General features: G+C 32.7%; 12 protein-coding genes. 7 read left to right on the forward strand and 5 right to left on the reverse strand.

The window, feature by feature from the left end; all coding sequences use genetic code 11:
* Positions 1 to 285 precede the first annotated feature (285 nt).
* Both ACKVOD_RS07600 and ACKVOD_RS07605 read right to left on the reverse strand, forming a co-directional pair.
* A complete protein-coding gene (locus ACKVOD_RS07600) occupies positions 286 to 786 on the reverse strand; it encodes a hypothetical protein (RefSeq protein ID WP_409208872.1) in 501 nt (166 codons plus the stop codon).
* 9 nt (positions 787 to 795) lie between these two features.
* Positions 796 to 1560, reverse strand: coding sequence for an MBL fold metallo-hydrolase (locus ACKVOD_RS07605; protein WP_409208873.1), 765 nt, complete (start codon positions 1558 to 1560; stop codon positions 796 to 798).
* A gap of 105 nt (positions 1561 to 1665) precedes the next feature.
* On the opposite strand from ACKVOD_RS07605, the gene ACKVOD_RS07610 reads away from it, so the two are divergent.
* Together ACKVOD_RS07610 and ACKVOD_RS07615 are read left to right on the forward strand one after the other, a co-directional pair.
* Positions 1666 to 3120: a TonB-dependent receptor gene (locus ACKVOD_RS07610; protein WP_409208874.1), complete on the forward strand. Its 1455-nt coding sequence runs from the start codon at positions 1666 to 1668 to the stop codon at positions 3118 to 3120.
* A 316-nt stretch (positions 3121 to 3436) separates the two neighbouring features.
* Entirely contained in the window at positions 3437 to 3676 is a 240-nt protein-coding gene (locus ACKVOD_RS07615; protein WP_409208875.1) for a DUF1016 N-terminal domain-containing protein, read from the forward strand.
* A gap of 206 nt (positions 3677 to 3882) precedes the next feature.
* Here ACKVOD_RS07615 and bcp read toward each other — a convergent pair whose 3' ends face one another.
* A complete protein-coding gene (gene bcp, locus ACKVOD_RS07620) occupies positions 3883 to 4335 on the reverse strand; it encodes a thioredoxin-dependent thiol peroxidase (protein ID WP_409208876.1) in 453 nt (150 codons plus the stop codon).
* A 124-nt stretch (positions 4336 to 4459) separates the two neighbouring features.
* Here bcp and ACKVOD_RS07625 point away from each other — a divergent pair, with 124 nt between their 5' ends.
* Positions 4460 to 5119 (forward strand): endonuclease III domain-containing protein, encoded by a 660-nt coding sequence (locus tag ACKVOD_RS07625; RefSeq protein WP_409208877.1) that lies wholly within the window; start codon positions 4460 to 4462, stop codon positions 5117 to 5119.
* Positions 5120 to 5135: 16 nt separating this feature from the next.
* Here the strand turns inward: ACKVOD_RS07625 and ACKVOD_RS07630 are convergent, their stop codons facing one another.
* Positions 5136 to 5279, reverse strand: a complete 144-nt coding sequence (locus ACKVOD_RS07630; RefSeq protein WP_409208878.1) for a hypothetical protein — start codon at positions 5277 to 5279, stop codon at positions 5136 to 5138.
* A gap of 54 nt (positions 5280 to 5333) precedes the next feature.
* Positions 5334 to 5918 (reverse strand): RNA polymerase sigma factor, encoded by a 585-nt coding sequence (locus ACKVOD_RS07635; protein ID WP_409208879.1) that lies wholly within the window; start codon positions 5916 to 5918, stop codon positions 5334 to 5336.
* Positions 5919 to 6241: 323 nt separating this feature from the next.
* On the opposite strand from ACKVOD_RS07635, the gene ACKVOD_RS07640 reads away from it, so the two are divergent.
* From ACKVOD_RS07640 to argC, 4 genes are all read left to right on the forward strand, one after another.
* Entirely contained in the window at positions 6242 to 7834 is a 1593-nt protein-coding gene (locus ACKVOD_RS07640; protein ID WP_409208880.1) for a glycoside hydrolase family 3 protein, read from the forward strand.
* A 387-nt stretch (positions 7835 to 8221) separates the two neighbouring features.
* Positions 8222 to 8839, forward strand: a complete 618-nt coding sequence (locus tag ACKVOD_RS07645) for a GNAT family N-acetyltransferase (protein ID WP_409208881.1) — start codon at positions 8222 to 8224, stop codon at positions 8837 to 8839.
* 143 nt (positions 8840 to 8982) lie between these two features.
* Positions 8983 to 10176 (forward strand): argininosuccinate synthase, encoded by a 1194-nt coding sequence (locus ACKVOD_RS07650; RefSeq protein WP_409208882.1) that lies wholly within the window; start codon positions 8983 to 8985, stop codon positions 10174 to 10176.
* Between the two features lie 262 nt (positions 10177 to 10438).
* A partial coding sequence (gene argC, locus ACKVOD_RS07655; protein WP_409208883.1) for an N-acetyl-gamma-glutamyl-phosphate reductase occupies positions 10439 to 11339 on the forward strand: 901 nt, incomplete at its 3' end.

Consider the following 11339-nt stretch of genomic DNA (forward strand, 5'->3'; position numbering starts at 1 on the left):
AGTTAGCAGTTAGCAGTTAGCAGTTAGCAGTTAGCAGTTAGCAGTTAGCAGTTAGCAGTTAGCAGTTAGCAGTTAGCAGTTAGCAGTTAGCAGTTAGCAGTTAGCAGTTAGCGGTTAGCAGTTAGCAGTTAGCAGTTAGCAGTTAGCAGTTAGCAGTTAGCAAAAAAACGAAAACCTACTGAGGAATCTAGATGTTTTCGCTTTTTTTATACATAAATGTTTAACATTCTTAATCTGAAATCTGAAATCTGATCCCGAAGCTTCGGGACTGAAATCTGAACACTCCTATTTGTGGTATAACAAAGACTGTATTGTCTCAAACGAAACTGTTTCGTCTTCGTTGATAAAATATTTTAATAATACTTCACCCCAATAGTCACCATCACTAAAATCAGCAATAATCCAGCGGTGATTCAGTATTCGTACTTTATTGATAATGAATTTATTGGCGCCAATTTTATCTTGTCCAATGTAAGGATTCCCTTTGGGATTCACATTCAAATCCAATAGCTTTTCGGTTACAACAGGAATTAATTTCTCAAATTGAATCGTTTTTGTAGCGTTATCAGGATTGAAATAATTTTGGGCATTTTCATTATTTTCTAAAGTAAAATAATTGGCATCCGTAAGTTTAATATTGATAGTTTCATATTTGCTTTTTAGATTCGCCTCCATTTTAACAAACCTGTCTTTTTCAAAAGCCAATTGTTTACTAAAATACATATAGGTAAAAACGTTAAAAAGAAAACCTAGAATAAATAGATAGATAAATAGTGATTTTTTCATTTGTTTGATTTAAAATTTAATTTGCAAATTATCATACGCTAAATAAACGTTTGCTGGGAGTTTTTGTTGCACATCCTCATGGAAACCTAAAATATGGCTAATATGAGTAAGATAGGCTTTTTGAGGTTTAACTACATTAACAAAGTCTAAAGCTTCTTGTAAATTAAAATGAGAATGATGAGACTCTTCCCTTAAAGCATTAACCACTAAAACTTTAAGGTTTTTCAATTTATTAATTTCATCTTCCTCAATCGTTTTTACATCAGTCAAATAAGCAAAATCATCAATCCGGTAACCAAAAACTTGAAGTTTGCCATGCATGACATTGATTGGAATAGCTGTTTTATTTCCAACAGCAAATGGCTGATTATTGACTACTTCAAAAGTCTGAACCGAAGGTGCTCCTGGATATTTATTCGACGTTTCAAATATATAATCAAACCTCTTTTTTAAATTAATAATTACCCGTTGATGTGCAAAAACAGGAATGTCGCCTTGTCTATAATTAAATGGGCGAATATCATCCAGACCAGCAGTATGATCGGAATGTTCGTGAGTAAATAAAATTCCGTCTATTCTTTGACAATTGGAAGCCAACATTTGCTGTCTAAAATCAGGACCACAATCTATTACGAAAATGTACTCTTCCCATGAAATCATAATCGAAACTCGGAGTCTTTTATCCCTTTGATCTGCACTTTGACAAACCGAATGATGACTACCAATTACCGGGATTCCTTGAGAAGTTCCTGTTCCTAAAAAATATAAATTCATTTAGAATGATTTATTATAAATATTTTACAAAAATAGGATTAATTCCCTTTCATTAGAAACCTATATTAAGTAACTTTGTTTTAATTATACCTTTTAATACAATTTATGGATACAGAAATAAAACTGAAAGGTGACAAAGTCATAGCTCAAATTCCTTCTATAAAAGACAAAGCACTTCGTATTAATTTAAACGAAAATATTTACGGAACCTTTGCCGAAATTGGTGCAGGACAAGAAACGGTTCGGCATTTCTTTAGAGCCGGTGGTTCTTCGGGTACAATTGCAAAAGCAACTTCGGCTTATGACAAAGATTTTAGTGATGTAATTTATGGTATCGAGGCCGATGGTCGCTATGTTACCGAGAGCAGAGTTAAAAAAATGCTTTCGCACGAAGTAAATTTGATCGAAAAAAGATTAAGTCGTGCCAAACATCCACACAAAATGTTTTTTAGTTATGCCAATACGGTGGCTACTATAGATTTTGCCAAACAATTCAAAGGTCACGGTTGGGTAGGAATCCGATATCAAATTGAACCCAATGAAGACTATAACGATATTATTCTACACATTCGTTTTAAGGAAACCGATGTGCGTTTGCAACAAGAAACACTGGGCATTCTTGGGGTCAACTTAATCTACGGAGCCTATTATAAATACAATGACCCAAAAAAATTTCTACGCTATTTATACGATCATCTTGACAAAGACCAATTAGAAATTGACACCATCAATTTCTCTGGCCCTTGTTTTAAGGATGTTGACAACCGCTTAATGAGTTTACAACTCGTGAAAAACGGCATGACCGATGCAGTGATTTTCGACCCAAAAGCAAGAAACGTTTTACCAGCCGCTATTTTATATAAAAAAAACATTCTTACTTTGAGAGGAAGTTTCCGTCCTGTAACTCAAGTAAATATGGACATGTATAAAGAATCACTAAAAATGTTTTTGCAAGAAAATAAAGTAGATGAAGCAAACACCTTGGTTATTTTTGAAATTACACTATCCAATTTAAGGTCTGATGGCGAAATAGACGAAAGAGATTTCATGGACAGAGCGGAATTGCTATGCTCATTGGGTCAAACGGTAATGATTTCTAATTTTCAGGAATATTATAAAGTGGTCGAATATTTCTCGAACTATACCAAAGCCCGTATGGGATTGGTAATGGGCGTAAACAATTTAGTCGATATTTTTGACGAAAAGTACTATCGCCATTTGAGTGGTGGAATTCTTGAAGCTTTCGGAAAATTATTTTACCGAGACATGAAAGTGTATTTGTATCCTATGATTGACGAAAATGGGGATATTCTGAATTCTGAAAATTTGAAAGTACATCCTCGAACTAAGGAACTGTATAAGTTCTTCAAGTTTAACGGAAAAGTAGTGGACATAACCGATTACAATCCTGAAACTTTAAAGGTGTTCTCTCGCGAAGTGTTAAAAATGATTGGTTCTAATAAAATGGGGTGGGAAACGATGTTGCCTTCTGGAGTTGCCGAAATCATCAAGAAAAAAAATCTCTTTGGGTTTAAATCTAATGCTACACATTCTAACTAAAAAGCGTAATCGTACTTTACTTTTTTTTCATAAAAATACCCCAAATAGTGTCTAACTTTTTGGGGTATTTTGAGTAGCTAGGGTAACCAAAAAACAGCATAAACATTTTTTGTTTTTTTTACTCTCAAACAATCGAGAAACATCATAACAAAACAAAGTAAATTAATAAAGTAGTCGTTCTATTTTGCACTCAAACAGTCATATAAATCTGTTTTTTATTTTATAAAAAAACTTAAATGTCTTTCTTACGTTTTTTGGTTATCCTGCCTATCCTTTTTCAATTTCATCCTTTTACATTCCGTTGCTTTTACTAGGTTTGTACGTTATACCGTTTAACGTTTTTTTAAACCTCAAAATACTCATTAATCAATCCATTATTAGCAAAATCAAATCTATTATTACAGGTGCTAAATACACTGCAATAAGAGCTGTTAACAAACAAAGAACATTAATATATTGGCTTATTGGCAAACGTATTTTTGAAGAAGAGCAGCAAGGAAAAGACGGCCCAGATTACGGTACGTACCCGCTAATCAAAGTGTTCTTAAAAAAGTAGCTTGCTCTGCGAAGTCTCCCGACTTCGTAGCCATTCCAACTGGTAAAAAATAAGTTGTTAAAAGGTATTTTTAGTTATATGTTTGGTTACGAAGTCGGGTTCCGATAGCTATCAGAATCGAAGAGCAGATTCAAAAGTTATATTCAACAAAAACGCCAAGAAAAAAATATGTTTTCTTGGCTTTTTTCTATTATTTGAACTAGTAATTACTTCAAAATTTGCTTAGCGTGGGCTTTAGTTTTTACATCTGTAATTACTTTGTCTAGATTCCCGTTTTCATCGATGACAAAAGTGGTTCTGTAAATACCTTCATACTCTTTTCCCATAAAGTTTTTAAGTCCCCAAACGCCGTAGGCTGTAGCTATTGATTTATCTTCATCGGCTAGAAGAGAAAATGGAAATTCATATTTTTCTTTAAATTTAGCTTGAGCTCTTTGCGAATCTGCACTTACACCTAAAAGCCCATAATTATTAGCCTTAAAATGCTCGAAATTATCTCTCAAATCACAGGCTTCTGCGGTACAACCTGGTGTATTTGCTTTGGGATAAAAGAAAATTACTAATTTTTTTCCTGCATAATCGGATAATTGATGACGATTACCATCTTGGTCTAATCCCGAAAAATTGGGAGCTTTATCGCCTTTTATTAAAGTTGTCATTCTTATTTAAGATTTTAGAAGTTAGAGATTAGAAGTTAAATTTCAGAATTTGTCATTGCTATTGAAATTGATATTGACATTGCCATTGAAATTTCATTTCTTTACGCTTCAAAAATAAGCTAAAATGACCAAACAAGAGCGTATAACGTTTGTTATAAATACGTTAAAAGAATTGTATCCCGAAATACCAATTCCCTTAGACCACAAAGATCCTTACTCTTTATTGATTGCCGTTTTGCTTTCGGCACAATGTACCGATGTTCGTGTCAATCAGATTACGCCTTTGCTTTTTGCCAAAGCCGACAATCCGTATGATATGATAAAAATGACTGTCGAAGAAATTAGAGAAATCATTAAGCCCTGTGGTTTATCGCCCATGAAATCAAAAGGAATTCATGGTTTGTCTCATATCTTGATTGATAAACATGGAGGTAATGTCCCTCAAAGTTTTGAAAGTCTAGAAGAATTACCTGCCGTGGGTCATAAAACGGCAAGTGTGGTCATGTCGCAAGCCTTTGGATTCCCTACGTTTCCTGTTGACACGCACATTCATCGATTAATGTATCGGTGGAATTTGACCAACGGGAAAAATGTTGTACAAACCGAAAAAGATGCAAAACGCATTTTCCCTGAGGAAACATGGAACGATTTGCATCTTCAAATCATTTGGTATGGTCGTGAATATTCTCCAGCGCGAGCTTGGGATTTAGAGAAAGATATAATCACCAAAACCATTGGGAGAAAATCAATATTGGAGGATTATTATAAAAAAAAGTCCCGATAATTTATCGGGACTTTTTCTAATTAGCTATAATTTCGAAACTCATTGTATTACCTTTTATAATGCTCAAGGCTTTGGAGTAATTTAATAAAAAAGAAATAGTTTCTTTTTTTGGTTTCATCAAATTAGTAACTAATGTTTTTTTAGAGTAAATTTTTGCCATATTGAATAATAAAGGATTAATTTATTATACAACGCATGAATTTACGATTTAGTATTAATTCGTTAAAATTATCTGATGTTTATCAATAATTTTTCTCATGTTCATCAAAGCATACCGCATTCTACCTAAGGCTGTATTAATGCTAACCCCTGTAATTTCTGATATTTCTTTGAAACTCATATCTTGATACATTCGCATCATCAATACTTCTTTTTGATCTTCAGGTAACTCTTCAATAAGCTTTTTCAGATCAGTTTCAACTTGATCACGAATGATTTTATTTTCAATGGAAGGTGAATCATCAGACATAATCGAAAAAATAGAAAATTCTTCCGTTTCTCTGTACATTGGCATCTTTTTATTTCTTCTAAAATGATCAATGATTAGATTGTGAGCGATACGCATCACCCATGGAAGAAATTTACCTTCTTCGTTATAAGAGTTTGATTTTAAGGTTTTAATCACCTTAATAAAAGTGTCTTGAAAAATATCATTCGAAATATCCCTGTCGGAGATTTTGGAATAGATAAAACCGAAAATTTTTGATTGGTGTCTGTTGATCAAGTTGGTTAAGGCGTTTTCATCACCGTTAACATAATTAATTACCAATACAGAATCTGGGATTTGTAAATTAGCCATAGTCATACTTTTAGTTTTTAATAAAATTCGGAGCGATTTTTCTAAAAAGTAGTTCTATATTATAGGCTAATGTTTTTTTGTTTAATTATAATTTTTCAAATTTAAGACTATTTTATTTTAAAAAACAAATAAATCAGCTAAAAAAATATTTTTTAACATTCGACTCATCTGAAAACCTTTGTTTTATGACTATTTTTATTTAAAATATTAATAGAATTATAATCTTTGAAAGCTTAGTTTTTTTAATATTTGGATAAAACTATGCTATATTTGTCTTTATTGGTGGGCGAATTAAAAAGCAATAACTGTTTGAATAATACATAATGACTTTAGAACAAAAAATTGGACAATTCTTTTTTCCAGCCGTTTTTATCAACGATAGTGAAGAAAATATTCAGAAAACGGAACGCTTAATTCGGGAATTTAATATTGGCGGATTAACTTTTTTTCATAGTAGAGCTAGTGCTGCAACGAATTATGAAACCAAGAAAAAAATAATCTTTAATGATGATAGTTATGAACGATTAAAAGAATTAATAGTTCGCTATCAAAAATGTGCTTCTACTCCACTACTAATGAGTATTGACGCTGAATGGGGTTTAGCAATGCGGGTGGAAAAAACACCTCAATATCCTTATGCCATAACTCTTGGCGCATTACCAAATGATAAGAAAAGCCTAATTTATGAAGTTGGAAAACAAATTGGGTTAGACTTAAAATCGGCTGGAATACATTATAATTTAGCCCCTTTGGCAGACATAAACAACAACCCTAATAATCCGGTTATTGGTTACCGATCATTTGGAGAAAATAAAGAAAAAGTAGCTGATTATGCTTTAGAATATTTACGTGGAATGAGTGATGTTGGTGTTTTAGGTTGTTTAAAACATTTTCCAGGACATGGAAACACAAATGTCGATTCACATCTAGGCTTACCTATATTAGAAGAAAATCTTGATCAATTATTGTCTAACGAATTAGTGCCCTTTATTAAAGGAATCGAGCAAAATGTAGATTCTATCATGATTGGACATTTAGCAGTTCCTGCTTTAAATGACGGACAAAACATTTCGGCTACACTATCGAAATCAATAATTGAAGACCTACTTAGAAATCAATTAGGATATGAAGGCTTAGTTATCTCCGATGCTTTAAACATGCATAGTGTTTCGAAATTGTATGACAAAAAAGGACAATTAGAATGGGAAGCATTTAATGCTGGAAATGATGTTTTATGTTTTGCCGAAAATGTTGCCGAAGGAATACAAAAAATACTAAAAAATGCTACTCCCGAAAGAATTGAAACCAGCTATATCCGCATACAAAAATCTAAAAATAAAGTTGGAATTCTTTCCGATAATCATAGTCCTACTGGGAGTTTTGACATCAATAAAACCATTTATTTAAATCGTGAAATTGCTAAAAACTGTATTACAAAAATCAAAGGGAATAAAAATAATTCAATAGTTTTTGAAGCAAAAAAAAATAATAAGCTTGCTAAACTAAGTATTTATAAAAATACTGATAATGCTTTTTTCAAAACTTTATCAACTAAACTATCATCTCCTGAATACAAGCTATTGTTTGATGATTCGATAGTTGATATAGAAGAAAAACTAGTTAATTATGAGACTTTAATAATCGCACTTTTTGTACCAAAAGCAAAGCCACTTGAAAATTTCGGTATAGAAGACTCAGTTTTAAAAATATTAGATCGTTTATTTGAATCCAAAAAATGTGTGATATATGTTTTTGGAAATCCGTATGTTCTTCAAATAATTCCAAAAATACAATTAGCAGCAGGAATTATTCAAGTGTACCAAGATTTCATTGAGTTTCAAGAAGTAGCAGCAAATCAATTGATTGAAATTTCAGATTTACATGGCGTTTTACCAGTAAATATTGATGCCGTTTAATTTTTGTAAACAAAAATTGTATTTTATTTAATATATTGGCATCTAAAAAAATATTTAAATAACTTATAATCAATAGTTTAAATATAAGTAATTTCCTTTTTTTAGTTTTTATAACTCAAAATTGATGTTTTTAAATAAAATAATATTAAATTTGCTTCGATGAATAAAACAAGTTTACATATAACTTCTTTCACACGGACAAACAAACCTGTAACTTCGCCCGAAGTACGGACACTATTACTATAGTTTTCAATCAAGTGTTTGTTTATTTTTATTCATTTTTCATTTTTATCATTTTGAAATTATTTCTATCATTCATTGGATTATTTTATCCTGAAAATAACATTATTTTAATTTTTTTCACAAAACTAAACTTCAACTTTTGAAATGAAGATATCTATTGTAACAACAAGCGAAGAGCATTATAAATATTCACAAGAAATATGCGACACCATTGAGACCTCTGCTAAAGAGAGAGGTACTGGTATTGCAAAAAGAACACCAGAATACATCAAAAAAAAGATGGAGCAAAAAGACGCTGTTATCGCTTTAGATAATGGTAAATTTGCTGGTTTCTGCTACATAGAAAGTTGGCAACATGGTAAGTTTGTTGCTCATTCTGGATTAATTGTTCATCCAGATTATAGAAACTTAGGATTGGCAAAGAAAATTAAATCATTTGTATTTGAATATTCTTTAAAAAAATATCCCGAAGCCAAAGTATTTGGAATTACTACAGGACTAGCAGTAATGAAAATTAACTCCGATTTAGGATACAAACCAGTAACATTTTCAGAGCTCACAACAGATCCTAGTTTTTGGAAAGGATGCCAAACCTGTACCAATTATGAAATTCTAAAAAGCAAAGACAACAAAATGTGTTTATGCACAGGAATGCTTTATAATCCAAAAGAAAAACCAAAAGACCCTCCTAAACATCCCTTTAATATTCGGATTTGGAACAGATTAAAAGCAATAAAAGAAGCATTATTTTTACAAAAATAATCCCCTCCCCAACCCTCACCGAAGGAGAGGGAGTCGAGAAACGAAAAAAAAGTTACAAATTATTAAATTAAATATAAATTCCCCTTTGCCAGTTTCGGCTTCCCCTCCTTAGGAGGGGGACGGGGGGAGGAAAAAAACCAATCATGAAAAAAGTAGTATTAGCCTACAGCGGAGGATTAGATACCTCCTATTGCCTTAAATATTTGAAAAACGAAAAAGGGTTCGAAGTTCATACTGTATTAATCAACACAGGGGGTTTTGATGATGCCGAATTAAACGCAATCGAAGAAAGAGCCTATGAATTAGGAAGCGCCAAACATGCCAACCTGACCATAGTAGATAAATATTATGACAAAGCGATCAAATATTTAATCTATGGAAACGTATTAAAAAATAACACTTATCCATTATCTGTAAGTGCAGAACGTGTTTTTCAAGCAATTGAAGCTATAAAATATGCTAAGGCTGTTGGTGCAACTGCAATTGCTCACGGAAGTACAGGTGCTGGAAATGACCAAATTCGTTTTGATTTAATTTTCCAAACCATCGCTCCTGAAATCGAAATCATCACTCCTATTCGTGACTTGAAATTATCGCGTCAGGAAGAAGTGGATTATTTAGCCAAAAATGGCGTGCATTATTCTTGGGAAAAAGCACAATATTCAATCAACAAAGGATTATGGGGAACAAGCGTTGGTGGCAAAGAAACACTAACTTCGGGACTTTCTTTGCCAAGTGAAGCCTACCCATCGCAATTAACAAAAGAAGGCGAAGAGAAAGTAACTTTAGAATTTGAAAAAGGAGAATTAGTTGCTGTTAATGGTAAAAAAGACAAGCCCTCAAATAATATTGTAACGCTTGAAAAGCTAGCAAACGCTTATGCGATTGGTAGAGATATTCACGTAGGCGATACCATTATCGGCATCAAAGGAAGAGTTGGTTTTGAGGCTGCTGCGCCTTTAATTATTATCAAAGCGCACCATTTGTTAGAGAAACACACGCTTGGAAAATGGCAACAATATTGGAAAGAACAATTAGGAAACTGGTACGGAATGTTGTTTCACGAAGGTCAATTTTTGGATCCTGTAATGAGAAATATCGAAACATTCTTAGAATCTACTCAAGAAACCGTTAACGGAACAGTAACTGTTTCCTTAAAACCGTATCATTTTTCATTGGACGGCATCGAATCGAAAAATGATTTGATGAATACCAGTTTTGGTCAATACGGCGAAATGAACAATGCTTGGACATCAGACGATGCCAAAGGGTTTATAAAGATTTTAGGGAATGCACAAAACATATTTTCATCTGTAAATCATTTGAGTTATGATTAATTTTTTTTAAAGGAGCAGAAACATTTTGCTTTTTCAGAAACATTATTCCCGCTATTCGTTACAATCTTTTCGGGCTGAACCCCAGCCCAAAAAGGATTTTCACTTCTATCGGGGCTAAAGAGGAAATATTGGGAATTTTTGAAGAATTTTAGATTGTCATCCTGCAAGGTCTTTTTTTTGACCTTGTAGGTATTTAAATAATCTAAAACATATCTACAAGGTTAAAAAAAACCTTGTAGGAAATAATAAAAAATTTAAAATTATGATTAATATTGGTATTATTGGCGGCTCAGGTTATACGGCTGGCGAACTCATCAGAATATTGATGTTTCACCCCAATGCCAAAATCGATTTTGTGTACAGCACTACAAATGCTGGAAAACTACTTTCGGTAGCGCACCACGATTTGTTGGGAGATATCGAAATGAATTTTACAAACACCGTGAATCCCAATGTGAATCTTGTTTTTTTATGCTTAGGTCATGGAAAATCCAAAGCATTTTTAGAACAAAATCAGTTTTCGGATACCACCAAAATCATCGATTTAGGAAATGATTTCAGATTGACAAAAGATCAGAGTTTCGGTGGAAAATCATTCGTTTATGGATTACCGGAATTGAATAAATCGGAAATTAAAAACGCTCAATTCATCGCTAATCCAGGTTGTTTTGCAACAGCAATTCAACTCGCGTTATTGCCCTTGGCAAAGCATAATTTATTATCAACCGATGTACATATCAATGCTACAACAGGAAGTACAGGAGCTGGAGTTACACCTTCGGAAACCACGCATTTCAGTTGGAGATCAAATAATATGTCGCATTATAAAGCTTTCGATCATCAACATTTAGGTGAAATAAACCAAAGTGTGAATCAGTTGCAAACTGCCTATAAAAACGAATTGATTTTTGTACCGAATAGAGGTGATTTTGCAAGAGGAATTTTCGCCACTTTGTACACAACTATCGAAGAGAGTTTAGAAGATATTGTAGTTAAATACGAAGCGTTTTACAAAGACCAACCCTTTGTAACCGTTACAACCACAGCTATTAATATGAAACAAGTGGTACAAACTAACAAGTGTATTATCAGTTTAATGAAAAAAGGAAACCGGCTTTTAATCACTTCTGTTATTGATAATTTAACAAAAGGTGCTTCAGGTC

Origin of the sequence: Flavobacterium sp. (assembly GCF_046155325.1) — a bacterium.
Lineage (GTDB): Bacteria > Bacteroidota > Bacteroidia > Flavobacteriales > Flavobacteriaceae > Flavobacterium.

Excerpts from the sequence above, each read along its gene's own strand:
- ACKVOD_RS07600 (WP_409208872.1), bottom strand. The coding sequence starts at position 786 with ATGAAAAAATCACTATTTATCTATCTATTTATTCTAGGTTTTCTTTTT.
- ACKVOD_RS07605 (WP_409208873.1), bottom strand. The coding sequence starts at position 1,560 with ATGAATTTATATTTTTTAGGAACAGGAACTTCTCAAGGAATCCCGGTA.
- ACKVOD_RS07610 (WP_409208874.1), top strand. The coding sequence starts at position 1,666 with ATGGATACAGAAATAAAACTGAAAGGTGACAAAGTCATAGCTCAAATT.
- bcp (WP_409208876.1), bottom strand. The coding sequence starts at position 4,335 with ATGACAACTTTAATAAAAGGCGATAAAGCTCCCAATTTTTCGGGATTA.
- ACKVOD_RS07625 (WP_409208877.1), top strand. The coding sequence starts at position 4,460 with ATGACCAAACAAGAGCGTATAACGTTTGTTATAAATACGTTAAAAGAA.
- ACKVOD_RS07630 (WP_409208878.1), bottom strand. The coding sequence starts at position 5,279 with ATGGCAAAAATTTACTCTAAAAAAACATTAGTTACTAATTTGATGAAA.
- ACKVOD_RS07635 (WP_409208879.1), bottom strand. The coding sequence starts at position 5,918 with ATGGCTAATTTACAAATCCCAGATTCTGTATTGGTAATTAATTATGTT.
- ACKVOD_RS07640 (WP_409208880.1), top strand. The coding sequence starts at position 6,242 with ATGACTTTAGAACAAAAAATTGGACAATTCTTTTTTCCAGCCGTTTTT.
- ACKVOD_RS07645 (WP_409208881.1), top strand. The coding sequence starts at position 8,222 with ATGAAGATATCTATTGTAACAACAAGCGAAGAGCATTATAAATATTCA.
- ACKVOD_RS07650 (WP_409208882.1), top strand. The coding sequence starts at position 8,983 with ATGAAAAAAGTAGTATTAGCCTACAGCGGAGGATTAGATACCTCCTAT.